The organism is Aestuariimicrobium sp. G57 (genome assembly GCF_050110855.1).
Taxonomy (GTDB): domain Bacteria; phylum Actinomycetota; class Actinomycetes; order Propionibacteriales; family Propionibacteriaceae; genus Aestuariimicrobium.
This window is the reverse complement of sequence record NZ_JBNINW010000009.1, coordinates 1-25,878: the sequence shown is the minus strand read 5'-3', so window position 1 is coordinate 25,878 and position 25,878 is coordinate 1. Positions and strand designations below refer to the sequence as shown.

21 protein-coding genes are annotated in these 25,878 nt (G+C 68.4%); 4 read left to right on the top strand and 17 right to left on the bottom strand.

The genetic code is table 11. The features are described 5' to 3' along the window. Window positions 1-6: 6 nt before the first annotated feature. Genes mnhG through ACQCX5_RS14550 form a run of 6 tightly spaced genes read right to left on the bottom strand, consistent with a single transcriptional unit; the run spans window position 7 to window position 6,351 of the window. Window positions 7-588, bottom strand: coding sequence for a monovalent cation/H(+) antiporter subunit G (mnhG, locus tag ACQCX5_RS14575; protein WP_434541913.1), 582 nt, complete (start codon window positions 586-588; stop codon window positions 7-9). Next, window positions 581-910: a monovalent cation/H+ antiporter complex subunit F gene (locus ACQCX5_RS14570; RefSeq protein ID WP_434541912.1), complete on the bottom strand. Its 330-nt coding sequence runs from the start codon at window positions 908-910 to the stop codon at window positions 581-583. Before ACQCX5_RS14570 ends, mnhG begins: the two co-directional genes overlap by 8 nt. Next, window positions 907-1,509 carry a Na+/H+ antiporter subunit E gene (locus ACQCX5_RS14565; RefSeq protein ID WP_434541911.1) on the bottom strand — a complete coding sequence of 201 codons (603 nt, stop codon included), beginning with the start codon at window positions 1,507-1,509 and terminating at the stop codon, window positions 907-909. The genes ACQCX5_RS14570 and ACQCX5_RS14565 overlap by 4 nt, the downstream gene beginning before the upstream one ends. Beyond that, window positions 1,506-3,011, bottom strand: coding sequence for a Na+/H+ antiporter subunit D (locus ACQCX5_RS14560; protein ID WP_434541910.1), 1,506 nt, complete (start codon window positions 3,009-3,011; stop codon window positions 1,506-1,508). Before ACQCX5_RS14560 ends, ACQCX5_RS14565 begins: the two co-directional genes overlap by 4 nt. Then, complete coding sequence (locus ACQCX5_RS14555) at window positions 3,008-3,436, bottom strand: Na(+)/H(+) antiporter subunit C (protein WP_434541909.1); 429 nt, start codon at window positions 3,434-3,436, stop codon at window positions 3,008-3,010. The genes ACQCX5_RS14560 and ACQCX5_RS14555 overlap by 4 nt, the downstream gene beginning before the upstream one ends. Continuing rightward, the gene (locus tag ACQCX5_RS14550) at window positions 3,433-6,351 is read right to left on the bottom strand and encodes a Na+/H+ antiporter subunit A (protein ID WP_434541908.1); all 2,919 of its coding nucleotides are present in this window, start codon (window positions 6,349-6,351) and stop codon (window positions 3,433-3,435) included. Before ACQCX5_RS14550 ends, ACQCX5_RS14555 begins: the two co-directional genes overlap by 4 nt. A gap of 243 nt (window positions 6,352-6,594) precedes the next feature. Between ACQCX5_RS14550 and ACQCX5_RS14545 the strand changes: the two genes are divergently transcribed. Then, the gene (locus tag ACQCX5_RS14545; protein WP_434542200.1) at window positions 6,595-7,785 is read left to right on the top strand and encodes an Nramp family divalent metal transporter; all 1,191 of its coding nucleotides are present in this window, start codon (window positions 6,595-6,597) and stop codon (window positions 7,783-7,785) included. 861 nt (window positions 7,786-8,646) lie between these two features. On the opposite strand, the gene ACQCX5_RS14540 is transcribed toward ACQCX5_RS14545, so the two are convergent. The 8 genes from ACQCX5_RS14540 to ACQCX5_RS14505 all read right to left on the bottom strand — a co-directional run bounded on the left by ACQCX5_RS14540 (window position 8,647) and on the right by ACQCX5_RS14505 (window position 18,858). Further along, window positions 8,647-9,837, bottom strand: coding sequence for a PQQ-dependent sugar dehydrogenase (locus ACQCX5_RS14540; RefSeq protein ID WP_434542648.1), 1,191 nt, complete (start codon window positions 9,835-9,837; stop codon window positions 8,647-8,649). Between the two features lie 83 nt (window positions 9,838-9,920). Beyond that, the gene (gene purB, locus ACQCX5_RS14535; RefSeq protein ID WP_434542647.1) at window positions 9,921-11,354 is read right to left on the bottom strand and encodes an adenylosuccinate lyase; all 1,434 of its coding nucleotides are present in this window, start codon (window positions 11,352-11,354) and stop codon (window positions 9,921-9,923) included. Then, window positions 11,351-12,649: a phosphoribosylamine--glycine ligase gene (gene purD / locus ACQCX5_RS14530; RefSeq protein WP_434542646.1), complete on the bottom strand. Its 1,299-nt coding sequence runs from the start codon at window positions 12,647-12,649 to the stop codon at window positions 11,351-11,353. The genes purB and purD overlap by 4 nt, the downstream gene beginning before the upstream one ends. Window positions 12,650-12,721: 72 nt before the next feature. Next, window positions 12,722-12,955 carry a PLD nuclease N-terminal domain-containing protein gene (locus ACQCX5_RS14525; RefSeq protein ID WP_434542645.1) on the bottom strand — a complete coding sequence of 78 codons (234 nt, stop codon included), beginning with the start codon at window positions 12,953-12,955 and terminating at the stop codon, window positions 12,722-12,724. Further along, window positions 12,952-13,653, bottom strand: coding sequence for a DUF6498-containing protein (locus tag ACQCX5_RS14520; RefSeq protein WP_434542644.1), 702 nt, complete (start codon window positions 13,651-13,653; stop codon window positions 12,952-12,954). The genes ACQCX5_RS14525 and ACQCX5_RS14520 overlap by 4 nt, the downstream gene beginning before the upstream one ends. Then, a complete protein-coding gene (locus tag ACQCX5_RS14515; protein WP_434542643.1) occupies window positions 13,653-14,939 on the bottom strand; it encodes an adenylosuccinate synthase in 1,287 nt (428 codons plus the stop codon). Before ACQCX5_RS14515 ends, ACQCX5_RS14520 begins: the two co-directional genes overlap by 1 nt. A gap of 169 nt (window positions 14,940-15,108) precedes the next feature. Beyond that, complete coding sequence (locus ACQCX5_RS14510; protein ID WP_434542642.1) at window positions 15,109-15,582, bottom strand: DUF3151 domain-containing protein; 474 nt, start codon at window positions 15,580-15,582, stop codon at window positions 15,109-15,111. Between the two features lie 69 nt (window positions 15,583-15,651). Beyond that, window positions 15,652-18,858 (bottom strand): acyltransferase family protein, encoded by a 3,207-nt coding sequence (locus ACQCX5_RS14505; RefSeq protein WP_434542641.1) that lies wholly within the window; start codon window positions 18,856-18,858, stop codon window positions 15,652-15,654. 193 nt (window positions 18,859-19,051) lie between these two features. On the opposite strand from ACQCX5_RS14505, the gene typA reads away from it, so the two are divergent. The 3 genes from typA (at window position 19,052) to ACQCX5_RS14490 (ending at window position 22,962) form a co-directional block, all read left to right on the top strand. After that, window positions 19,052-20,911, top strand: coding sequence for a translational GTPase TypA (gene typA / locus ACQCX5_RS14500; RefSeq protein ID WP_434542640.1), 1,860 nt, complete (start codon window positions 19,052-19,054; stop codon window positions 20,909-20,911). Window positions 20,912-21,038: 127 nt separating this feature from the next. Beyond that, on the top strand, window positions 21,039-21,854 hold the full coding sequence (locus ACQCX5_RS14495) for a L,D-transpeptidase family protein (RefSeq protein WP_434542639.1): 816 nt from the start codon (window positions 21,039-21,041) through the stop codon (window positions 21,852-21,854). 172 nt (window positions 21,855-22,026) lie between these two features. Continuing rightward, window positions 22,027-22,962 (top strand): hypothetical protein, encoded by a 936-nt coding sequence (locus ACQCX5_RS14490; RefSeq protein WP_434542638.1) that lies wholly within the window; start codon window positions 22,027-22,029, stop codon window positions 22,960-22,962. A gap of 100 nt (window positions 22,963-23,062) precedes the next feature. On the opposite strand, the gene ACQCX5_RS14485 is transcribed toward ACQCX5_RS14490, so the two are convergent. The 3 genes from ACQCX5_RS14485 to ACQCX5_RS14475 all read right to left on the bottom strand — a co-directional run bounded on the left by ACQCX5_RS14485 (window position 23,063) and on the right by ACQCX5_RS14475 (window position 25,842). Beyond that, window positions 23,063-24,037 (bottom strand): asparaginase, encoded by a 975-nt coding sequence (locus tag ACQCX5_RS14485; protein WP_434542637.1) that lies wholly within the window; start codon window positions 24,035-24,037, stop codon window positions 23,063-23,065. Between the two features lie 63 nt (window positions 24,038-24,100). Next, on the bottom strand, window positions 24,101-24,730 hold the full coding sequence (locus ACQCX5_RS14480) for an MBL fold metallo-hydrolase (RefSeq protein ID WP_434542636.1): 630 nt from the start codon (window positions 24,728-24,730) through the stop codon (window positions 24,101-24,103). Then, window positions 24,727-25,842, bottom strand: a complete 1,116-nt coding sequence (locus ACQCX5_RS14475; protein ID WP_434542635.1) for an S-(hydroxymethyl)mycothiol dehydrogenase — start codon at window positions 25,840-25,842, stop codon at window positions 24,727-24,729. The genes ACQCX5_RS14480 and ACQCX5_RS14475 overlap by 4 nt, the downstream gene beginning before the upstream one ends. Window positions 25,843-25,878 lie beyond the last annotated feature (36 nt).

The following is a 25,878-nucleotide window of genomic DNA, read 5'->3' as shown; positions in this document are numbered from 1 at the left end:
GCCAGGTCAGCTGAGCTCTTCGGGGTTGGTCTCGGTGTGGTCCGCGATCGCCTCGGAGGCCTCGTGCGGGTGGGCCGCGCCTTCGGGGATCTCGGAGACCCCCGCGTTGCCGTGCTCGTCGGGGCCGCTGGCCGCAGCAGCCTCTTCGTCAGCGCGGCTGGGCGGCAGCCATGCCTGGGCGGGCTTCCAGCGCAGTCCCGGATAGGATCCCTCCCCCGGTTCCTCTTCTTCGGCGGGGTGCACGAACCCGGCGCCCTCGAGGTCCTGGCCCAGTTCTTCGACCAGTGCGTGGTCGGACTGCCAGATGCCCAGCCGGTAGGCGGTGCGCGAGACCATGTGGGCCGAGACCGGCGCGGTGAGCACCTGGAAGATCGCGATCAGGATGGCGAGCAGGGTGACCTGCCAGGTCCACATGCGCAGCGCCACCCCCACCAGGATCAGGATGAGTCCGAACACCTGCGGTTTGGTCGCCGCGTGCAGCCGGGTGATCACGTCGGGAAAGCGGACGATGCCGACCGCGGCCGAGAGGCAGAAGAACGCACCGGCGCACACGAACAGCGCTGCGACCAGGTCGATGACCTCAGTCATGGTGGCCACCGTCCTCGTGGTGGCGCCGCGCCTCGTGCAGCGTGCGCACCTGGTCGGACCGGTTCGAGATCAGCCGGGCCATACCGACCGCCGCCGTGAACCCCAGCAGCGACAGCACGACCAGCACCGGCATGCCGAAGGCGTTGCCCGAGGTGACCGTGTAGAGCCCGGTGGCAGCGATGAGCACCGCGATGATGACGTCGCTCGCCACCGACCGGTCGAGGCTGGTCGGCCCATGGGCCATCCGGTACAGGGCAAACCCCGCCGCGGCGACCAGCAGCACCATGGCGATGCCGTGGATGATGGTGATCGCGATGCTCATACCCGACCCCCTGCCTTCAGCCGGGCCGCCTCGATCTCGGCGTTCGAGGCGAACGCGCCCAGGATGCGCCGCTCGGCGGCCAACGAGGCCTCCCGCTCGGCATCGAGCCGATCAGGTGAGGTCGGGAAGATGTGCAGGTAGAGCGTGCGGGTCTTGCGGCGGGCATCGACGACGACCGAGCCCGGCACCACCGACAGGATGCTGCCCGTGCCGACCTGGTAGAGGTCGGCATCGGAGTTCAGCCGCACGGCGATGATGGCCGTGTCGGGCAAGGGCCCACGAGAGAAGGCGTACCGCGACAGCCGCACCGAGGCTGTGGCCAGGTCGTACAGCAGGCGCACCACCAGGTACGCCAGCCCCAGCGGACGCAGCCGCCCACCCCACTGGATGCTGGGCAACGGGAAGACCCACGAGATCAACACCGCCAGCAGCAGGCCGCTGGCGACGGTCAGCAGCGACGCATTGCCGCTGAGCAGCACCCAGGTGATGGTCAGCACCACCAGGTTCATCCACTGGCCGCGGATGCTGAACTTTCGACGCCGCACATGGTCGAGGTGCTCGTCGTGATCGTGGTTGTGCTCTGAACCATGGGTCGTCATGACCGGCCCTCCATCACCGCACGCACATAATCGCCATCGGTCAAGGCGATCGCCGCCTGCTGGCAGTAGTCGTAGAGCCACCCGGCACCGAACGTCAGCGCCAGGGTGAGCGCGATCATGCCGACGGTGGCACCCACCATCGACCGCGGCATGGTGCCGGGCTCACCGCTGCCCTCGGTGACCAGTTCGGGCTCACCCCAGAAGGCGCGGTTCCACGCCTTGGCGATGGCATAGAGCGTCAGCAGGCTCGTCAGCAGGGCGACGGTCACCATCGTCCAGCCCCACACCCCGCCGAAGTCGAGCGAGGCCTGCAGCAGCCCGATCTTGCCGATGAAGCCGCTGAAGGGTGGGATGCCCGACAGGTTCATGGCCGGCACGAAGAACAGCGTGGCCAGCAGGGGCGAAACCGCGACCAGGCCCGAGATGCGTTCCAGCGACGTCGAGCCGGCCACACGCCCGACCAGCCCCACCACCAGGAACAGGGTGGTCTGGATGGTGATGTGGTGGCTGGTGTAGTAGATGGTGGCCGTGAGGCCGTCCACGGACCCCAGCGCGATGCCCAGCAGCATGTAGCCGATGTGGCTGACCAGGGTGAACGACAACATACGTTTGAGCTCCGACTGCGCGATGGCGCCCATGATGCCGACCAGCATGCTGAGCGCGGCCAGCACCAGCAACACCTCGGTGAGCGGGCGGTGCGGGAACAGCACTGTCTGGGTGCGCAGGATCGCGTAGATGCCGACCTTCGTGAGCAGGCCCGCGAACACCGCCGTGACGGGCGCAGGCGCGGTGGGATAGGAGTCGGGCAGCCACGCCGACAGCGGGAAGATGGCCGCCTTGAGTCCGAAGATCGTCAGCATCAGCGCCTGGATCATCACCTGCACGTCGTCGGGCAGCGCAGGGATGCGTTGGGCCAGCTGGGCCAGGTTGACCGTGCCGACCGCCGAATAGACGGTGCCGAGCAGGATCAGGAAGAGGGCGGACGAGACCAGGTTGACCACGACATAGATCGACGCGGCGCGGATGCGGGGACGGGTCGCGCCCATGGTCAGCAGCACGTACGAGGCGAACAGCAGGATCTCGAAACCGACGAACAGGTTGAACAGGTCGCCCGCCAGGAACGCGTTCGAGACGCCCGAGCACAACAACAGGAACGTCGGGTGGAAGATCGAGACCGGGGTCTCTTTGCTGAGCTCTTCCGAATCAGGGCCACCCGAATAGATGAGCACCCCGAGGGTGACCAGCGAGGCCACCAGCAGCATCAGCGCAGACAGCCGGTCGGCGACCAGCGCGATGCCGGCCGTCCCCGGCCAGGCGCCGAACCACAGCGTCTGGACGCCCTGGCGGTGCGCGGTGATGGCCAACCAGGCCACGACGGCCACCACCGCGACGAGCACGGCGATCGAGATGGCCCTCTGCACGCGCGGACGGCGTCCGACGATGAGGGTGATCGCGGCCCCGAACATGGGCAGCAGCACGGGCAGCGGCAACAGGTTGTTCATTCGCTCACCACGTTCTCACCGGTGTCCTGGAATCGGCCTTCCTCATACGTTGACGAGACCCTGTCCTTCTCGGCGAGGGCGCGGATGCGGGCGTCCTCACGGTCGTCCTGCACCTCGTCATGGCCGAACAGCTGGAAGCTGCGGTAGGCCATCGTCATGACGAACGCGCCCACAGCCATGTTGATGACGATGGCGGTCAGCACCATCGCCTGCGGCAGCGGGTCGGTCATCAGAAACTTGTCCCCACTGCCGAGGATCGCCGGGATGCCCGCGGGGCCGGCGGCGACGAGGAACAGCACGTTGACGCCGTTGCCCAGCACGATCACGCCCATCAGGATGCGGGACAGTGAGCGTTCGGTCAGCAGGTAGACCCCGCACGCCACCAGACACCCGGCGACCAGGGCCAGGGTGATGTTCGGGCTCATCGCAGTTCACCTGCCTTGAGGGTGACGGTCGAGCGGGGCGCCGGGATGGGCGCACGGTGCTCGCTGGCCTGGATGTCGATGCCCGACCCGAGGCTGCGCGCGAAGTCGAGCAGCACGCCGATGACGATCAGGAAGACACCGACGTCGAAGACCACGGACGACACCAGGTGCACATCGCCCAGGAAGGGCAGTCGGCCGATCGGGGTCTCGATGAACTCGGGGCCAAGGTTGATGTAGATGTCGTAGCTCTGCAGCACCCGACCACCAAAGGCGACGGGCACCAGGGCGCTGATTACCGAGAGCACCAGCCCCGAACCCAGCAGCCGGCCGGCGTCGAAGGGCGCGGCCTCGTTGAGCTCGTCACGCCCGCCGGCCAGGTAGCGCAGCATGAACGCCATGCCGATCACCAGGCCACCGGTGAAGCCGCCGCCGGGCTCGTTGTGGCCGCGCAGCAGCAGCCAGGCACCCACCATGACCGTCAGCCCGAAGATGATGCGGGTGACCACTTCGAAGATCAGGCTGCGCGCGGCCGGGTCGAGGCTGGTCGAACCGCGCAGCCAGGCGCGTTCCTGGGCGGCGTCGCTGTGGCGGGGGCGGCGACGCGGGTTCTGGGCCCGGGACTGCAGGAAGATCAGCGATGCCACGCCGGTGCCGGCGATGGCGAGCACCGAGACCTCGCCGAGGGTGTCCCAGGCGCGGGTGTCGACGAGGATGACGTTGACGATGTTGTTGCCGTAGCCGAATTCCTTGGCCGTGGTGAACAGCGGCAGCGATGCCGGCAGGTCAATGCGGGCACCCGAGGCGACGATCGTGAGCATCACGGTGACCGCGCCGACCGAGAGCGACAGCAGCACCCGCCACCAGCGGCTCGCGGCCAGCGGGCGGTTGGTGAAGTAGCGCGGCATGCGGCGCAGCAGCAGCAGGAAGACCAGCACGGTGACGGTCTCGACGAGCACCTGGGTCAGCGCCAGGTCGGGGGCCCCGTGCAGCATGAACAGCAGGGCGGTGCCGTAGCCGGTCACCCCGACGAGCAGCACGGCGCGGATGCGGCCACGCGACATCGCCGCGAGCAGTCCGGCGGTGATCATGATGCCGCCGACGGCCACCTGGCCCGGTGAGTCGTACCAGCGCACGCTGCTGGGCCAGCTCGAGGTGAGCAGCAGCGGGGTGCCGACGCCGAGCAGGAACACCACGAAGATGCTGGACAGGTAGACGATCAGCGAACCCTGCTGGGTGCGTGAGGTCAGTTCGACGCCCGCCTTGTCGACCAGCCGCATGATCTGCAGGTAGCGGTCGTGGGCGGTGACGGTCGTCGGGAACGTCTCTTGCAGGTGGCTGACCCGTTCGCGCTGCCAGGCCATCAGTGATCCGCCGACGATGATCAGCACCGAGAGCCCCAGCGGGATCGTGAACCCGTGCCACAGGGCCAGTCCATGCGGGTGTGCACCCTCGGGCACCGACTCGGCATAGGGCATCAGCAGACGCGTGATCTGCGGCCCCAGGAAGCCGAGCACGAGCGAGAGCACACCCAGCAGCCCGGGGCCGAGCGACATGCCCCAGGTCTGGCGGCGCACCTCGCACAGCGGAATGCCGGGCTTGTCGGCGAACGTGCCCCAGATGAAGCGGTACGAATAGGCCAGCGTCAGCATCGACCCGAGGACGATGGCCGCCGTCAGCGTCACGGACAATGCGGCGGGCATGGTGGTGCCGTCGCCGCCGAAGGTGAGGTTGACCAGGCCTTCGAGTGCCGATTCCTTGGCGATGAAGCCCAGGGTGGGTGGCAGGCCCGACATTGAGGCCGCCGCCATGACAGCGAAGGCCGCCAGCCACGGCAGCTGTCGTCCAACCCCCGACAGGATCGTGAGGTCACGGGTGCCGGTGGACTTGTCGACGATGCCGACGACGAGGAACAGCGCCGCCTTGAACAGGGCGTGGGTGACGAGCCAGGCCAGGCCCGCGAGCGCGGTCGACTGGGTGCCCATGCCGGTGAGCACCACCAGGAAGCCCAGCTGGCTCACGGTGCCGTAGGCGAGCAGCAGCTTGATGTCGTCCTGTCGCAGGGCGCGCCACCCACCGAGCAGCATGGTGATGGCGCCGAGCACCGAGATGGTGAGTCGCCAGTAGGGTGAATCGGCGAACACTGGCGCCATGACCAGCACCAGGTAGACACCGGCCTTGACCATGGCCGCCGCGTGCAGGTAGGCGCTGATGGGGGTGGCCGCCGCCATCGCGCCGGGCAGCCAGAAGTGGAACGGGAACAACGCCGACTTGCTGAGCGCGCCGACGAGCAGCAGCAACATCGAGGCAGCGGCGATGGGCCCCGACGGCGGCTGGTCGATGATGGCGGCCATGCTGTAGGTGTCGGTGACCACGCCCAGCGCGACGATGCCGGCCAGCATCGCCAGGCCACCGAAGGTGGTGACGATCAGTGCGGTCAGCGCGGCGCCACGGTTGGCCTTGCGGGTGAAGTCGTTGCCGATCAGCAGGTAGCTGAAGATCGTCGTGATCTCCCAGAACACGTACAGCAGCACCAGGTTGTCGGCGCTGACCAGGCCCAGCATGGTGCCCGCGAAGGCGGTCAGCAGGCCAAGACACCTGGTCGCGGTAGCCGTGGCCCCGAAGTACCACCGGCAATAGACCAGCACCACGGCACCGATGGCCGTGACGACCAGGCCCAGCACCCACTGCACCAGTCCCATGCGGAACGTGATGTCGATGTTGAGCACGGCGATCCACTGGTAGGTCTCGGTGATGACCTGACCCGAGGTGATCTGCGGGGCCTTGCCCAGCAGCAGCCCGAAGGCCACGGCCGGCACCAATGCCGCCACGAAGTACGCCCGTCGTCCCAGCCACTTCGCCAAGATGGGCGCACTGGCCCCCACCGCGAAGTGCGCGAGAATGAGGGCAAGAAGCACGGGCGTGTCGTCCTATCGGCCGGTGAAGGCATCGGTGGGGCGGTGATTGCCACCTTATCGGACGGTGCCGACATTCCGCGTCGGGTTGGCCGGGGTGGACGCCGTTGGCCTTGTCGGCTCGCGATTCAGCTCGTGATGCATCGTGCGGCTTCCAGCTTGGCGGCAGCATCGTTGACGAAGGGATGCACAGTGTTCCAGCCGGTTTCGACCACGCGGCCGCCGCGCCTCGGGTTCGCGGGCCTGCTGGGGCCTGCGTTCGTGGCCGCGGTGGCCTATGTCGACCCCGGTAACTTCGCCGCGAACTTCTCGGCGGGCGCCGACCACGGCTATGCCCTGTTGTGGGTGCTGGTGCTGGTCAACCTGATGGCATGCTGCGTGCAGTACCTCGCTGCCAAGGTGGGTTTCGTCACGGGCCGCTCGCTGTCAGAGCTCGTCGCCGACCACCTGCCCGGACGCCGCCTGCGTGGCCTGCGACTGGCCTATTGGGCGCAGGCCACCGGGGTGGTCATCGCCACCGACATCGCCGAGGTGATCGGCGGCGCGGTGGGGTTGTACCTGCTGTTCGGGGTGCCGCTGGTGGCGGGCGGGGTGATCACGGGACTGGGCTCGCTGGCGTTGTTGGCGGTGCATTCGCGGTGGGGGCAGAAGAGCTTCGAACGGGTGATCCTGGGATTGTTGCTGCTGATCCCGATGGGGTTCTTCGCGGGGCTGGTGGCGCGTCCACCAGCAGGTGGCGAGGTGGTGGCCGGGCTGGTGCCGCGGCTCACGTCGTCCGAGCAGTTGTACCTGGCGGTCGCGATGATGGGTGCGACCGTGATGCCGCACGTCATCTACCTGCACACGACGCTGTCGCGCGACCGGCATGGACGAGCGCTGGACGTCGACGTGCCGCGGCTGGTGAGGGCGACCAGGGTCGATGTGGGGCTGGCCATGGCGCTGGCGGGCTCGATCAACATCTCGATGCTGGTGCTCTCGGCCACAGCCATGCGCCACCACCCCCGGGCGGGGGACTTCGTCGGCATCCACGACGGGCTGGCGGCCTCGATCGGCGGCTGGGTGGCCACGTTGTTCGCGGCGGGGTTGCTGATCTCGGGGCTGGCGTCGACGGCGGTCGGCGGGCAGGCGGGCTCGTCGGTGATGGACGGGCTGGTGAGCCGCGACCTCTCGGTGGCGTGGCGGCGGCTGATCGTCATTGTGCCGGCGGTGGTGCTGCTGGCGCTGGTGCCGGACGTGACCGGCCTGCTGGTGCTCTCACAAGCGGTGTTGTCGTTCGGCATCCCATTCGCGTTGTTGCCGCTGGTGTGGTTCGGGTCGCGGCGACAGGTCATGGGTCGGTGGGTGATCAGCCGGTGGTTCGCGGTGTTGATGTGGGGCCTGGGGGTGCTGATCGTGGTGGTGTGCCTGGCGTTGGTGGCGGCGAGCGCGGTGGGCTGAGGGGGTGCGGACAACCGACGGACCAGGCATGCGCCAGGCCAGCAGAACCAGAGAAACTCGCGCTCGAGCAAGTTTTTCGGGCCGCGGGGCCCGATCCGGGCGAAGAACTTGTTGTGGCGCGAGTTTCTCTGGTTGGGGCCCCGGACGAAGCATGCGCCGAGCCCCTTCACCAACCCCACGCTCGTCCACGAACCTGCGGAACTGACACCCATGCCCCGTCTGCACCCCGAACCAGCCGAACCGCATGCACCAGCGCCACCAGTGCCACTAGTGCAGGTTCGACACGGCCCAACCGACGGACCAGGCATGAGCCATGCCCACCAGAACCAGAGAAACTCGCGCTCGAGCAAATTTTTCGGGCCGAGGGGCCCGATCCGGGCGAAGAACTTGTTGTGGCGCGAGTTTCTCTGGTGGCGGCGAGGACGAGGCATGGGCTGGGCCAGTTGACCAGCCCGCGCTCGTCCACGAACCTGCGGAAGTGACACCACAGCCCCGTCCGCAGCCCGGTTCGGCCGAACCGCATGCACCAGCGCCACCAGTGCCACTAGTGCAGGTTCGGCACGGGCCAACCGCTGGACGAAGCATGCGCCAGGCCCGCAGAACCAGAGAAACTCGCGCTCGAGCAAGTTTTTCGGGCCGCGGGGCCCGATCCGGGCGAAGAACTTGTTGTGGCGCGAGTTTCTCTGGTTGGGGCCCCGGACGAAGCATGCGCCGAGCCCCTTCACCAACCCCACGCTCGTCCACGAACCTGCGGAAGTGACACCACCGCCCCGTCCGCACCCCGAGCCAGCCGAATCGGATTCATTGGCGACGCCCGTGCCACTTGTGCAGGTTCGGACGATGCCCGCCCCACCCCCACCGTCACTGCAGCGGCACGTACATCAGCCGGTCGTCCCCGTCACGCGGGTTGGCCCGGCCGTCGGTGTTGCTGGTGCCGAACACGATGCCTTCGCGGTGCGCGATCACCGCCCGGATCCGACCGAACTCATCGGCCCAGTGCGCCTGCGGCGCCGTGACCGACTCTCCCCCGGCCTGCACCGGCACCTGGAACACGCACCTGCCCTGCAGCGCCCCCACCCACAGCTGCCCATGGGCCCAGGCCAGCGCCGAGGGCGAACTCGAGGCCGTCGGCTCCCAGGTGGTCTTCGGCGCCAGGTAGGGCGCACGCTGGCCGTCATTGCCCTCGACCTCGGGCCAGCCGTAGTTGCCGCCGCGCACGATCAGGTTCACCTCGTCGGCCGACTTGTCGCCGAACTCGCACGACCACAGCCGGCCGTCGGGCGCAAACGTGAGGCCCTGCACGTTGCGGTGGCCGAGGCTCCACACCGGGTTGCCGAACGGGTTGTCGGACGGCACGGAGCCGTCGACCGCAATGCGGAGCACCTTGCCAGCCAGCGAATTGCGGTCCTGGGCGCGCTGCCGGTCGGCCGCATCGCCCGTCGCGATGTACAGGTGCCCGTCAGGTCCCAGCGCCAGCTGGCCGCCGTTGTGGTTGCCCGCCGCGGGAATGCCGTCGAGCAGCACCCGCGGGTTGCTGATCGCACCCGTCGTCGCAGCCAGGTCATAGCGCACCACCCGGTTGTCGCTGGCACCGGTCAGGTAGACGAACAGCGCCTTCTGGTCAGCGCTCACCTCAATGCCGAGCAACCCGCCCTCACCGCGGGGCCTCGCATCGGCGACATCACCCACCTGCGTGGCGCGTCCACCCTGCACGAGCTTGATGGCGCCGGTGTCGCGTTCGCTGACGAGCAGGCGGTCGTCGTCCAGCGCACGCAGCCCCCAGGGCGTCGTCAGCCCCGTGACCAATGCGCTGGGGCTGCCGATCTTCAGTGGCCCCGTGGACGGCGCCGCGCTCGAACTGGTCGGGGCTGAGGTCGGGACTGACGACGGGGCAGCTGACGAGGCTGGGGACGGGGCTGACGAAGCAGGTGGTTCCGGCAAGGTGGTCACGGTGCTGGCGCCGACGCTGCCCCCGTCAGAGGTACAGGCGGCGAGTCCCACCACAGCCGGCAGCGCTGACAGGCTGATCAGAACGTTTCGACGAGTAGTCATCACGAGCTCCTCTCGGTGTCACCAACCTATGTGCTGCACCCAAGCCCCCACCACGATCTGCCGCCCACGCCGGGGTCAGCGGCTCAGAGCACGGCCCCCGGACGATAGGCCGCAGCATCCGGGTGCACCTCGACCAGCCCCCGGATGCGTCCGGCAAGGTTGGCGACCTGGCTGGCCGCGGCACCGGACAGTTCCAGCGGCTCGCTGACCAGCGCGTCCAGTTCGTCGCGGGACAGCCCCAGCCGTGAGTCGGCAGCCAGCCGGTCGAACAGGTCGTTGGTGCGGGCACCGGTCTCGCGCATGTCCAGCGCGACGGCGACGGCGTGTTCCTTGATCACCTCGTGGGCGACCTCGCGTCCCACACCCTTGCGCACGGCTGCCATGAGCACCTTCGTGGTGGTCAGGAACGGCAGGTAGCGGGCCAGTTCGGCCTCGATGACGGCCGGGAACGCGCCGAAATCGGTGAGCACCGTGAGGAAGGTCTCGAACAGTCCGTCCAGGGCGAAGAACGCATCGGGCAGTGCCACCCGGCGGACGACCGAGCACGACACGTCGCCCTCGTTCCACTGGTCACCGGCCAATTCACCCACCATCGACACGTAGCCGCGCACGATCACCGACAGTCCGTTGACGCGCTCACACGAGCGGGTGTTCATCTTGTGCGGCATCGCCGACGAGCCCACCTGGCCGGGCTTGAAGCCCTCAGTGACCAACTCATGGCCGGCCATCAGCCGGATCGAGGTCGCGACGTTCGACGGGGCCGCTGCCACCTGGGCGAGCGCTGTGACCACGTCGTAATCGAGTGAGCGCGGGTAGACCTGGCCTGTCGAGGTGAACACATGGTTGAAACCCAGATGGGTGGCGATGCGCTGCTCGAGCACGGCGAGCTTCTGCTCGTCACCGCCGAGCAGGTCGAGCATGTCCTGGCTGGTGCCGACCGGGCCCTTGATGCCACGTGCCGGGTAGCGGTTGATCAGCTCGTCCACGCGCTGGTGGGCGATCAGTAGTTCATCGGTCGCAGTGGCGAAACGCTTGCCGAGCGTGGTGATCTGCGCGGCGACGTTGTGCGATCGTCCGGCAATGGGCTGGTCTGCGTACCGCACGGCCAGGTCTGCCAGCATCGACAGCGCGGCGACGATGCGGTCGCGCACCAGCTTCAGCGAGTTGAGCACCTGCAGCTGTTCGACGTTCTCGGTCAGGTCGCGACTGGTCATGCCCTTGTGCACGTGCTCGTGGCCGGCCAGGGCATTGAACTCCTCAATGCGGGCCTTGACGTCGTGTCGGGTGACGCGCTCGCGGGCGTTGATCGAGTCCAGGTCGACCCTGTCGATCACGGCGCGGTAGTCGGCCAGCACCGCATCGGGGTCGTCGCCGCCGAAGTCGACGCCCAGGTCGCGCTGGGCCTCGATGACCGCCAACCACAGCCGCCGCTCGGCGATGATCTTGTTCTCGGGGCTCCAGACCTCGCGCATCGCGGGCGAGGCATAGCGGTTGGCAAGGACGTTGGGCACGCTCATCGGCTGGCCTCCTGGCTGTCGGCCGACTCGATCTGGGCGATCGCGGCCTGTTCGGCAATGTCGTAGCGGTGGAATCCGCTCGGGAAGTCGATCTTGACGAGGTGCTCATAGGCCGCACCCCGGGCGCTGCGCAAGTCGGCACCGCGGCCCACGACCGCGAGCACGCGGCCTCCGTTGGCGACGAGCTGGTCACCCTGCAGTGCGGTGCCGGCCTGGATGGTCCAGGCGTCCTCGGCATCGGCGGGCAGCGTGATGGCTCCGCCCTTCTCGGGTTCGCCGGGGTAGCCGTCGGCGGCATAGACCACGGTGACCGCGCAGCCGTCGTGCCACTCGATGGGGCCGAAGTCGGCGAGCGTACCGGTGGCTGCGGCGTACAGCAGCTGGCCCATCGGTGAGGCGACCAGGCCCATCAGCGCCTGGGTCTCGGGGTCGCCGAAGCGGGTGTTGAACTCGATGACCCGGACGCCCTTGCTGGTGAGGGCCAGGCCGCAATAGAGCAGACCGGCACCGAAGGGGGTGCCGCGGCGGTTCATCTCGGCGAGCGTGGGCAGCGCCACCTGGTCGAGCACCTGCTGGCCAAGGTCAGCGGGCGCCCAGGGCAGCGGTGAATAGGCACCCATGCCGCCGGTGTTCGGGCCCTCGTCGTCGTCGCCGACGCGCTTGAAGTCCTGGGCCGGCTGCATGGCCAGGGCGGTCGTGCCGTCGGTGATGACGAACAGGCTGACCTCGGGCCCGTCCAGGAATTCCTCGATGACCACCGTGCCGCACGCGTCGGCGTGGGCCTGGGCCTCTTCGATGTCATCGGTGACGACGACACCCTTGCCGGCCGCCAGCCCGTCATCCTTGACGACGTGCGGCGGGCCGAACTCTGCCAGGGCTGCGGCAGCCTCGTCCGGGGTGGTGCAGTAGCGGCTGCGCGCGGTGGGCACGTTGGCGGCGGCCATCACCTGCTTGGCGAAGTGCTTCGACCCCTCGAGCTGTGCAGCCTCGGCGCCCGGCCCGAAACAGGCGATGCCGGCCGCACGCACGGCATCGGCAACGCCCGCGACCAACGGCGCCTCGGGGCCGATGACGACCAGGTTCACGCCCAGTTCGGTGGCGAGCCGGGTGACATCAGCCGGGTCGGTCGCCGTGACGGCGTGGTTGGTGGCGACCTTCGCAGTGCCGGGGTTGCCGGGAGCGACATGCACCGCTTCAACGGCGGAATCGGCGGCGATGGCACGGGCGAGGGCATGCTCGCGTCCGCCATTGCCGATGACGAGGACGCGCAGGGCCTGGGGCTGGGGGTCGGTCACGGGCAGAACTCTAGTCGCCGGGCGCCGACTGTGCGTCAGGGTGCTCAGGGGCGGCCCCCTGAGCGACTCCCCTCAGTCGTCCGTCGGCTTCCTACGTCCCACCGTGAAGTACGCCACCGGCCCGATCGTGTTCACGAACGACCCGAGCACCCATGCCCACTTCGGGCCTTTGACCTGGTCCGCCGGGCGCTTGGCCAGGTCGACCCACATGCACACCTTGGCGGCGAACTCCACCGCCGCGGCGACGCCCAACAGCTTCTTGCTGGTGGGGCTGAGCTGCTTCTTCGAGGTTGACTTCGTTGTCATGCCTCCAGCGTACGCCGGCTGCCTCGCAGCCTGATCAGCAGGTCGGCCACCATGAAACCGAGGTCCCAGACCGTCTTGCCGATCACGATGCCCCACACGATGCCGGGCACCTGCCCAGCCTCGAACTGCCGCAGGAACGTCAGGATCACCAGCAGGTGCAACCCCAGCACCCGCGGTATCGGCGGCGCGGCCAGGTAGAGCGCGTTCGTCACGGCACGCCGCCCGCCCTGGGCGAACCAGAACACCACCAGCGCCACCACGTACCCGGCGACCAGCAGCACCAGGTTGAGGGCCCAGCTCGCGGGTGAGCCGTCCACCCCCACGATGGCCGCGAACACGATCGCCAGGATCGTGCCGACCAGGGTGAAGATGCCCGCGATCATGCCGAACACGAACGCGTACAGCTCCGAGCCGGTCACCCACGCTGCGGGGTGTTCGCTGAACAATGCCATCGGCTCGCGCCCGTGATAGGTCAGCAGCCTGACCACGGCCACCACGATGATCAGCACGTTCTCGAGGGCATAGAACAACACCAGGTCGCTCACGCCCCATGAGCCGTACAGCAGCGTCAGCACCGGCCCGGCGTTGACCACCACCATCACCAGCAGGCTGAGCGTCCAGCCGAGACCCAGCGGCAGCCGCCCGGCGATCCGGGCCAGCGCCTGCAGGCCCAGGTACCTGCCGAGCGTCAGCAGCATCAGCTGAGCAGGTCGTTGATCACAATCGTCTGGTCGCGGCCCGGCCCGACGCCGATGCCCGAGATGCGGCAACCCACGCGCTGCTCCAGGAACGCGACGTACTTCTTGCAGTTCTCGGGCAGTTCATCGAACGTGCGGGCTGCCGAAATGTCCTCGTCCCAGCCGTCGACGTACTCATAGATCGGCTTGGCATGGTGCAGTTCCGACTGCGTCATCGGCATCGTGTCGTGCCGCACGCCGTTGACGTCGTAGGCCACGCAGACCGGGATCTTCTTCCATCCCGACAGGATGTCGAGCTTGGTGAGGAACACATCGGTGAATGCGTTGACCATCACCGCGTGCTCGACGACCACCGCGTCGAACCAGCCGCACCGGCGCTTGCGACCGGTGGTGGCGCCGTACTCGTGACCCTTTTCGCGCAGCGCCTCGCCGTCCTCGTCGAACAACTCGGTCGGGAACGGGCCCTCACCCACACGAGTCGTGTAGGCCTTCGCGATGCCGACGACGCGGTCGATGCGGGTCGGGCCCACACCGGTGCCGGTGCAGGCGCCCGCCGCGCCGGGGTTCGACGAGGTGACATAGGGGTAGGTGCCGTGGTCGACGTCGAGGTGACTGGCCTGCGCACCTTCGAACAGGACGACCTTGCCCTCGTCGAGCGCGGCATTGAGCAGGCGTGCCGAGTCGACGACATGCGGGCGCAACGACTCGGCATGGCTCAGCAGCAGCTCGGTGATCTGGATCGGGTCGATCTCGCGGCGGTTGTACAGCTTGACCAGCACCTGGTTCTTGAAGTCGAGGTTGGCCTCGACCTTCTGGCGCAGGATCGACTCGTCGAACAGGTCCTGCACGCGGATGCCGACACGGTTGACCTTGTCGGCATAGGCCGGGCCGACACCGCGACCGGTCGTGCCGATCTTGCGCTTGCCCAGGAAGCGTTCGGTGACCTTGTCGAGGGTCGTGTGGAAGGGCGTGATGATGTGCGCGTTGGCCGAGACCAGGGGGTGCGGCACCGTGACGCCGCGTTCAGCGAGCGCGTTGAGCTCCTGCCGGAAGACGTCGAGGTCGATGACCACACCGTTGCCGAGCACCGTGGTGGTGCCGGGGTTCAGGATGCCCGAGGGCAGCAGGTGCAGGATGAACGTGTCACCGCCCACCTTGATCGTGTGCCCGGCGTTGTTGCCGCCCGAATAGCGCACGCAGTAGTCAACCCGGTCGCCCAGGTTGTCAGTCGCCTTGCCCTTGCCCTCGTCGCCCCACTGGGCGCCGACAACGACGATTCCTGGCATGAGCCCGTCCTTCCGCTTGGTGAAGTGCCGCTTCACTCTAGTTGCGGACGACGCACTGCGCCTGCAGCGGTCGAGGGCTGGGCGCGGATCGTTATCGCGCCGTCACCCGACAAGCGCCGTCACCCGACAAGCGCCGTCACCCGACAAACGCCGTCACCCGACGAGCCCGTCACTCGCCGTCGGCGTGCTCGCGGCGCAGGTCGTCCTGGCTGAGCTCCTGGTAGGCCTCTTCAGAGGAGTCACGCAGGAACTGGGCACAGCGGTCTGCCTCGTCCACGTCGCCGATGCGTTCAGAGGCGAGGGTCAGCGCCCACAGGCAGCGCAGGAAGCCCTGGTTCGGCTCGTGGTCCCACGGGATCGGCCCGGAACCCTTCCAGCCGGCGCGCCGCAGGGCGTCCAGACCACGGTGGTAGCCGGTGCGGGCATAGGCATAGGCGGCGATGTCGGCGGCCTCGGTGCCCGTCATCAGCGACCCCTCGGCCAGGATGGCCCAGCACAGCGACGACGCGGGGTACTCGCGCACGACGGCATAGAAGTCGGCGCGACCGCGCTCGATGAGCGCGTCGACCGCAGGGTCGTCGGGCAGGCGGGTGGGGATGCCTGCTGACGCCATCAGGTTCGGGTGGGTTTCAGGACCGGCCATGGTCACACACTAGCGACAACCGCAGCTGACAATGCATTCCGCCTTCGGGTGGCGCCCGGGGCGCAGCGCTCAGGGTTGCAGCGCGAGGGTCGAGGTCTTGAGGATCCCGGCGCTCACCAGCGACCGTTCAAGGATCGGTGTCAGCGACTGCACGTAGGTGTTCGACAGGTGGCTGGTCTGTCGGTAGACGAAGACGTTGCCGACCACGACGGAGCAGTTCGCGCCCATGGGCGGGCAGATCCAGTCGTTCAGGTTGAGCCAGGCGGCGTTGGTGAGCCGGTCATGCACCTCGGCCAGCTGGGGTGTGCCCGACCCGTTGTTGCGCTCGAAGTTGCAGTCGGTGACCTGGGCGGCCTTCTCTGCGCACAGGTAGACCGAGGATTCGTTGGGCGGCGCGGGCGTGTCGGCGATGATGACGACCTTCGACCCGCGCGACTGCAGCTGGGCGAGGTAGTCGGCCATGCCCGAAGCCGAGTTCGGCTCGAACATCAGTGAACTGGTGATCACCAGGTCTGGCGGCACCGCCAGCAGCGTGTCGATCAGCGAGGCGTTGTAGCGGTTGCACTGGTGGTACTGGTCGCGTGAGGTGAACGCGCAGCCCGACTTGGACAGGTTCTGCACCCGCCAGCCCTGCCGCTTGCCGATGACATCGAAGGCGGGCTGCCACTGGTCGATCTTGGAGTCGCCGACCAGCGCCACCCGCACCGGCCCGGCCGGGTTGCCAGAGATGCACTCGTCGGGTCCCACGACTTCTTCCTGGGCCCGGGCGCGCTGGCAGCCGTTCGCGTAGCCGGGGGGCAGGTCCTGGTCGGCGACCGCTGGCGAGGGGGTGATGGGCTTGGTGGGCGTGAGCGCGGTGGCGATGTCGGGGCGCAGTTTCGGCATGCCCAGGTCCGAGGCCTCGGCCACCAGGCTCAGCGCGCCGAGGTAGTCACCCTTCACCGGGCCGACGGTGGGACGTGGCGGGGCGGTCGACGCCGTCCCCGACGGGGTGGTCTGTGGCGATATGGACGCCGTGGGCACCACCACGGCCGTCCCCTGGAACTGCGGCGCGCGGCCCCACATCGCCGCACCGATCAGGCCGGGCACGAGCATGGCGATCGCGGCATTGCGGAATGCGAGGCGGCCCCGCCACCACTTCAGCTCGCCGAAGCGGATCGGCGCCTCGAGCACCTGCCCCGACAGCCACGCGAGCGCCACCGAGGCGAGCGCCACACCCAGCTTGTGTTCCCAGGTCAGGTCAACCATGTCCGGCCCGACCCACAACTGGCGGGCGAACACCAGCAGCGGCCAGTGCCACAGATAGATGGCATACGACAACCGGCCGACCAACCGCATCGGTGCGGTGCCGAGCAGCCGGGCGAGCTGGTGGTCGCCGTCAGCAACACCCGAGGCGATCACCAGGCCGGTGCCGGCCACCGGCAGCAGCGCGGCCCACCCGGGCCAGCCCATCGCGGGGTCAACGAGGAACGCGGCCGAGAGCACCATCAGCACGCCCGCCGTGGCGAGGCGCAGGTTGATCTTCTTGCCCCGGGGGGTCTGGGCACGGGTGCGCAGCCACGGCACCGCGAGCGCGAGCAGACCACCGACGCCGATCTGCCAGAACCGTGTGGTCGAGACGAAGTACGCCTCGGCCGGGTGGGTGGTGGTGTAGGTGAGGGACCAGTAGAACGACCCGGCCACCACGGTGACCAGGGCCGCCGCCAGCAACGGCACCACCTTCGTGCGGAACAGCCTGGCGAGGCCCAGGCAGGCGATCACCAGGAGCGGCCAGACCAGGTAGAACTGTTCTTCGACGGCGAGCGACCAGTAGTGCTGCACCGGGCTGGGCAGCGCGTCCTCGGCCAGGTAGTCGACTGACCGCAGCGCCAGCGCCCAGTTGATGACATAGAACGCCGAGGCGAGCAGGTCTGTGCCCAGGTTGCGCCACTGGGACGAAGGCATGATCGCCCAGCCCGCGATGGCGGTGAACAGCAACACCAGGGTGGCGGCCGGCACCAGCCGTCTGATGCGGTTGGCATAGAAGCCGAGCAGGTTCAGGCGACCGGTCCTGCGCACCTCACCGACCAGCTGCTGGGTGATGAGGAACCCGGAGATCACGAAGAACACGTCGACGCCGCTGAAGCCGCCCCGCACCCCGGGCACGCCCAGGTGGTAGAGCAGCACCCAGATCACAGCGATGGCGCGCAGGCCCTCGATGTCGCCGCGCAGCCGGGAGTACTTGGGGGCCGGACCCAGCGCCCGCTTGAGCCGGGTGAACCAGGGGTCGGCTGCCTCGATGCCGCGGCGGTGGCTCGCCGATTCGAGGCTCGCCGGGCTGGGCCCGGGCGCGGTGGTGCGCATGGCAGCACGATGGCGCGCGAGCTGCGCGGGTGGCGGCGGGGGTACCGGCGACTCGGTGACCGGCACCCACACCCGCACGGGCGTTTCGGGTGATGCGGGTTCGGGCTCCGGATCGGGTTCTGGTTCTGGTTCTGGTTCTGGTTCTGGTTCTGGTTCTGGTTCTGGGGCAGGTTCCGGTTCTGGGGCAGGTTCCGGTTCTGGGGCAGGAACCGGTTCGGGCTCCGGTTCGGGCTCCGGGTCAGGCCCCGGGTCAACCGCGACCGGCACCCGCGGCTTCAGGGCCCATGCCCACACCGGCTCGGCTTCGGGTTCAGGTTCAGGTTCGGGATCAATGACCTCCGGGAACACCAGGGCCCGGCGCACCTCGGTCGGCTCGTCATCCTCGAGCACGATGCCCCGCCGCGAACGCCGTGGCACGTCGCCGGCCACGAGGTCGGCTGCGCTGTCCTCGGGCGCAGCATCCTCGGGCTCGTCGTCCTCGGGCTCGTCGTCCTCCGGTTCGTCGTCCTCCGGTTCGTCGTCCTCCGGTTCGTCGTCCTCGGGTTCGTCGTCCTCGGCCATGAACCTCGTGGCCGCCGCCCACCACCCCCGCCGAGGGCTGTCACCAGCCGCGGGCGCGTCAGCGGCGTCCTCGATGGGCCCGGCAGCAAACCTGGCCAGACCGCGTCGGGGTACGTCGTCGTCAGCGACCTCGTCGTCCGGTGCCGCGTGCCCCTCGGACGCGGCCTCGGTCGATGCCACGACACTCGTGAGCAGGGCGCGCATGGCCCCCATTCCGCGACGGGGGCCGGCAGGGCGTGCGGCGACCTGGTCGGCCGACAAATCGGCCCGTGACAAGGTGCCGCGCCTGGCCAACCGCTCGGTCTGCTGTGCTGCCGAGTCCTCGTCCGAGGTGTCGTCGAACCACCCATGGCGAGGTGGGGTCGGCGACATGGATCTCGGCACCCTTTCAGCGATGTCAGGAGGTATTCAGCAGAAGTTCAGCAAGGCTGCACTGGAGTCTAACAAGACCGGGCAGGCGCGAGAACCGTGGTTGGGAGCACAGGTGCACACAGCGTAGACTCACGCCGTCCTTTGACTGAACCCGGGCTCGTGCTAGGCCAGCCCTCCTGCGAAAGCCGAGCTGATGCCCTCACGCCAAGATCTGCGCAACGTCGCCATCGTCGCCCACGTCGACCACGGAAAGACCACCATGGTCGATGCCATGCTGTGGCAGTCGGGAGCCTTCCGTGAAGGCTCCGATGTCAACAACCGGGTGATGGACTCGATGGACCTGGAGCGCGAGAAGGGCATCACCATCCTGGCCAAGAACACGGCCGTCAGGCACGTGATCAACGGCCAGGACGTCACCATCAACATCATCGACACCCCCGGCCACGCCGACTTCGGCGGCGAGGTCGAGCGCGGCCTCGAAATGGTCGACGGCGTCGTGCTGCTGGTGGACGCCTCTGAGGGCCCGCTGCCCCAGACCCGCTTCGTGCTGCGCAAGGCGCTGGCCAAGCAGATGCCGATCATCGTGGTGGTCAACAAGGTCGACCGTCCCGATGCCCGCATCACCGAGGTCATCAACGAGACCTACGAGCTGTTCATGGACCTTGTCGATGACGACAACGCCCAGGCGCTCGACTTCCCGGTCGTGTTCGCCTCGGCGAAGGCCGGGCGGGCCTCGCTGAACCAGCCCGAGAACGGCGCCATGCCCGACTCGCCCAACCTCGAGCCGCTGTTCGAGACGATCATGTCCGCGATCCCGGCCCCCACCTATACCGAGGGTGCGCCGCTGCAGGCACATGTGACCAACCTTGACTCGTCCCCGTACCTGGGGCGCATTGCCCTGTGCCGGGTGATCGAGGGTGAACTGGTGCGCGGCCAGCAAGTGGCGTGGTGCAAGGCCGACGGCACCGTGACGAACGTCAAGTTGTCCGAGCTGATGATGACCGAGGCCCTGGAACGCAAGCCCGCCGAGAAGGCCGGGCCCGGCGACATCGTCGCGATCGCGGGCATCGCCGACATCACCATCGGCGAGACGCTGTGCGACCCCGAGAACCCCAACCCGCTGCCGCTGATCGACGTCGACGAGCCCTCGATGTCGATGACCATCGGCATCAACACCTCGCCGCTGGCCGGCAAGTCGGGCAAGAACCTGACCGCGCGGCTGGTGAAGAACCGTCTTGACCAGGAACTGATCGGCAACGTGTCGATCCGGGTCAACCCGACCGAGCGCCCCGACACCTGGGAGGTGCAGGGCCGCGGCGAGCTGCAGCTGGCCGTGCTCGTCGAGATGATGCGCCGCGAGTCGTTCGAGCTGACCGTGGGCAAGCCCCAGGTCGTCACCCGCATGATCGACGGCAAGCTGCACGAGCCGTTCGAGCGGCTGACCGTCGACGTGCCCGAGGACTACCTGGGTGTGGTGACCCAGCTGATGGGTCTGCGCCGCGGCCGCATGGAACAGATGGTCAACCACGGCACCGGCTGGGTGCGGCTCGAATATGTCGTGCCTGCCCGCGGCCTCATCGGCTTCCGCACGGAGTTCCTGACCGAAACCCGCGGCACCGGCATGATGCACCACGTCTTCGACAGCTACGAACCGTGGGTGGGCGAGATCCGCACCCGTCCGACGGGTTCGCTGGTCGCCGACCGGACGGGGGCGGTGACGGCCTATGCGCTGTTCAACCTGCAGGAGCGTGGCACGCTGTTCGTCTCGCCCGGCGCCGAGGTCTATGAGGGCATGGTCGTGGGCGAGAACGCCCGCGCCGACGACATGGACGTGAACCCCACCAAAGAGAAGAAGCTCACCAACGTGCGCTCGTCGACGGGTGAAGAGCTGGAGCGGCTCATCCCGCCGCGGCTGCTCAACATGGAACAGGCACTGGAGTTCTGCGCCGGTGACGAGTGCCTCGAGGTGACCCCGACCGATGTGCGCATCCGCAAGCTGGCGCTCACAGCCAATGAGCGGGCCAAGCTGCGCAACAAGGCCAAGCAGGGCTGACCTGGCGCTTTCTTGAAGTTCGTCGGAATTTTCCCGGGACGGACGCAACCTGGCTGGGCACTGACACGTATCTGGGTGAGGATGGCAGTAGTCCTCACCAGTGGGCTCGATGACGAAGGATCATGACATGAACAAGCGAATCGTCCGCGTGTTGACTGCTGCGACGGCAGCCCTGGCGATGTCGCTGGGGTCGCTGTTCATCGTCACCGATGCCCAGGCCGAGGTGACCGCGCCTGCAGAGGTGACGGTGTACGCCAAGCCCGGCGACACCGGCACCAAGGTGCAAGAGGTGCAGGCGATGCTGTTCCGCATCGGCCTGCTGCGCCTCAACGAGCGCACCGGCACCTACGACGCGGCGACGACCAACGCAGTCAAGAGCTTCCAGTCGCAGAAGAAGTTCACCGTGACCGGCGTCACCGACTCGACGACATACGAGTACCTGGTGGCGGCCTACCGCGCCACCTCGACGCCCGACCTGCAGAAGAAGACGGTCGTCCGCAAGGTCGCCGCCCCCCTGCCGAAGCCGACCCCGCCTGCAGTTGCCGATGTGGTGAAGTACCAGCTGGATTCGCGCTGTGACGACGAGGCCAAGGTGATCTGCGCCGACCAGTCGCGCCGCAAGGTCTGGTACCTCGAGAACGGCAAGGTCGTCAAGGAGTTCGACGCCCGCTACGGCGCCGCCAGCACCCCCACCCGCAACGGCGCCTGGCGCATCTTCCGCAAGGTCAAGGACGAGTGGAGCTACCTGTACCACGTGCCGATGCCCTATTCGATGTACTTCTCGGGCGGCGAGGCCTTCCACTACTCGGCTGACTTCGCCCAGATCGGCTGGGACAACAGCCGCGGTGGCAGCCACGGGTGTGTGAACATCCGCGACTACGCCGGCATCGCCTGGATGTTCAACCGGGTGCCGATCGGGACGCTGACGATCGTGACGGCCTGAGGTTTCGCCGCCCCGGGTGGCGGTTTGCCCCTGAACGCAACAGTTGCCCTGGTGCTGGCACTAGGGCAACTGTTGCGTTCAGGGGCAATTCTTGGGGGGTGATGGACGGGGGTTATCCACAGGCGGCTGGTGGCCTCGGCCAGTCGCGCCCATGAAGCGCTTGACTGGGGCCATGGACGACCTGATTCCCACAGCGCAGCTCAAACTCCGGGGCCTGGGGTCACGCGAGATCGCCGAGCGCATCGCCAGCGGTGACCTGACCAGGGTCATGCGGGGCCAGTATGTGCAGACGCCCCTCGATGCCCGGGCCCTGCACCTGCAGCGCGCACGCTCATGCGCCGGTCAGGTGCTCGCACTCGAAACCGCGGCGATGGTGCACGGCCTGCCCATCACCCGTCTGCCTGAACTCGTCCAGGTCGTCCAGCAGGGTGCTGGACGATCACGCACCCGCACCATCAAGAGGGTGCTGAGCGCTCCCCTGCCCGCGCAGCACGTCACCGAGGTGGACGGGCTGCTGCTCACGACACTGCCTCGTACAGTCGTCGACCTCGCCCGGGTGCGGGGGCTCGAGCCGGGCATGATCGCATGGGAGGCGGCCCGGTGGCGGGCCCGCGTCGCCGAGGCGCTGACCGCCTTCGACGCCGAGGCGGCCGACGTCATCGAGGCGCTGAGGGGCCGCAAGGGGCTTCGTCATGCCCAGGTGGCACTGGTGCGTGCGTCAGCAATGTCACAGAGCCCCATGGAGACACGCAGCCTGATGCGCATGCGGACCCTCGGCATCCCGGAGCCAGTGCAGCAGTACGAGGTGCTTGATCCGGGCGGCACCAGCCTCGGCTTCACCGACTTCGCCTGGCCCGACCTCGGGGTGCTCGGCGAGTACGACGGCCAGGACAAGTACGACCTGCTCGCTCGTCCCGGTGAGACACCGGCGGCGGTGATGCGGCGCGAGAAGCGCCGTCAGGAACGCATGGAGTCACTCGGCTGGGTTTTTGCCAGATGGGGCAAGGAAGAGGTGGGCCGACCACCAGCCCTGCGTGAACGTATTGACCGCGCGTTCGCCATCGCTGCCCGGCGAAGCGGGCCCGCCATGTATGTGGGCGGGCGGTGAGCACTCGTCCGGCGAGGTTTGCCCCTGAACGCAACAGTTGCCCTGGTGCCAGCACTAGGGCAACTGTTGCGTTCAGGGGCAATCAGCAGGGGGGTGCCGTTCACAGCCCAGCCAGCGCCCCCAGCGCTACTCTGACCTCGCCCACCGGACGCCCGTGGCCCAGCACTGGCCTGGTCAGCAGCGGCGACAGGGCGGCCGGTTCAGCCACGAGCCGGGCCAGCACCGCCGCCGTCAGCGGCAGCACCGCCCGCGCGTTGCCGTCGTCCACCTTCACCACCACACCGCGGCCATCAGGCAGGCCCACGGCCATGCACCCCTCGGCGCCGCCCTTGCACACCACCCCCGGCACCGCCCGGTGCAGCGCGAGGTCGTCGCGGCCATCACCAGAGGCATACTCCGGGAACTCGCGGTAGGCATCGGCCACCAGCTTCGCCGGGCCGACACCCGCCCCCGCAATGCGTCCGAATGCCCTTGCCAGCCCGGTCATCGACGTGGCGAACAGCGGCGCCCCACAGCCGTCGGTGGTGGCAGGCGAGTGACCGCCGCACCACTCGTCCACGGTCGCGGCGACCGCCTGCTGCAGCGGGTGGGCGGGGTCGAGGTAACTGCCCACATCCCAGCCGGCGCGCACACAGGTGCGCAGCATCGCGGCATGTTTGCCCGAACAGTTCTGGGTCAGGGACGACGCATCGCGCCCGGCGCGCAACCAGACCACCCGGGCGGCCTCGTCCAGCGGCAGGTCGGGCGTGTTCTGCAGCGCCTCGGCCCCCAGTCCGGCGCCCGCGAGCAGCTCGCGCACCCCGGTCAGGTGGTAGTCCTGCCCCGAGTGCGATGCCGCCGCCAGGGCCAGCAGCCGTCCTTCGACGTCGAGACCGGACGACAGCATCGCCACCGCCTGCACCGGCTTCAGCGACGAGCGGGCATACATCGGCGAGGCGACATCGCCCAGTGAGAACTGCACCTGGCCGTCGGCGCCGGTGACCACCACCCGCGCCCGATGGATGCATTCGACCAGGTCGCCGCGCACCACCTCGACGAGCACGGGTGAGTCGGGGGTCATGGCTGCAATCGACATGCCCCCGACCCTAGTGGCTGCACAAGCCGCGACCCAGTGGCCACCCTCCGGGGCCCACCCTCATCAGTGCCCTCGGTCGATCCATTCCTGCAGGTGGGGTGCCTCGGTGCCGATGGTGGTCTCGTCCCCGTGGCCGGTCAGCACGCGCGTCTCGGCCGGCAGCGTCAACAGCCTCTGGCTGATCGAGGCGATGATGGCGTCGAAGTCCGAGTACGAGCGCCCCGTGGCACCCGGACCGCCCTGGAACAGCGTGTCGCCCGAGAACAGCACGCCCAGGGCGGGTACGTGCAGCACGCATGAGCCCGGCGAATGCCCCGGGGTGTTGATCACCTCGACATCGACCCCGGCCACCGACAGCCCGGCACCCTCGACCAGCACGCCGGGGGCACGCCCCGGGTGGGTCTGGTCCCACAGCATCCGGTCGCCGGGGTGCAGCAGCACCGGCGCCGAGACCAGCTCGGCCAGGTCGAGAGCCGCCCCGATGTGGTCGTTGTGCCCGTGGGTGCAGACGATGGCGAGCACGGTGCGTGAGCCGACTGCCGCGGCGATGGCCCTGGCATCGTGGGCCGCATCGACGATGATCACCTCGCGGTCATCGCCCAGCAACCAGACGTTGTTGTCGACCTGCCACTCGCCGCCGTCGAGGGCGAAGATGCCCGAGGTGATGACGCGTTCGACCTGCGCGGTGCTCACAGTTCCACCACCGAACGCAGCACCCTGCCCTGCTTCATGCGCTCGAACGCGGCATTGACATCCTCGATGCCGATGCGTTCCGAGACGAACTTCTCGAGCGGCAGGCGTCCCTGCAGGTGCAGGTCGGTCAGCATCGGGAAGTCGCGCTCGGGCAGGCAGTCGCCGTACCAGCTCGACTTCACCGCGCCACCGTGGCTGAAGATGTCGAGCAGCGGCATCTCGAGGCGCATCTCAGGAGTCGGCACGCCCACCAGCACGACGCGACCGGCAAAGTCCCGAATGTAGAACGCCTGGTTGAACGTCACCGGCACACCGACCGCATCGATGGCGACGTCGACGCCGAAGCCGCCATTGATCTCGCGGACGGCCACCGCCAGCGGCAGGTCGTCCCCCGTGCGGCCGTCATCGACCAGCTTCGACGAGTTGATCACATGCGTCGCACCGAGTTCACGGGCCACCTCGAGCTTCTCGTCCGAGACATCGATGGCGATGATGCGCGTCGCACCGGCGAGCCGAGCCCCGGCGATCGCCGCGTCCCCGACACCGCCACAACCGATGACGGCCACCGACTCACCGCGCTTGACGGCACCCGTGTTCATGGCGGCCCCCAGTCCGGCCATCACGCCGCAGCCGAGCAGCCCGGCGACTGCCGGGTCGGCGGCGGGGTCGACCTTGGTGCACTGCAGTTCGTGGACGAGCGTGCGCTCGGCAAACGCACCGATGCCCAGCGCCGGCGCCAGGGGGGTGCCGTCGGCCAGCGTCATCGGCTTCGAGGCGTTGAAGGTCGAGAAGCAGTAGTGCGGTTCGCCGCGGCGACAGGCGCGGCACTGGCCACAGACGGCGCGCCAGTTCAGCACCACGAAGTCACCGGGCTGCACATGGGTGACCTGGTCGCCGACGGACTCGACGATGCCGGCGGCCTCGTGGCCCAACAGGAAGGGGTAGTCGTCGTTGATGCCGCCCTGCAGGTAGGCAAGGTCGGTATGGCAGACGCCGCAGGCCTGCACGGTGACGACGACGTCACGGGGGCCGGGGTCAGGGATGACGATGTCAACGAGTTCAGCGGGCTCGTCACGTGCGAACGAGACGACGCCCTTGACGGTGGTGGGCATGGGTCCTCCTGGTGCTTGGCTTGTGCCCCACCCTAG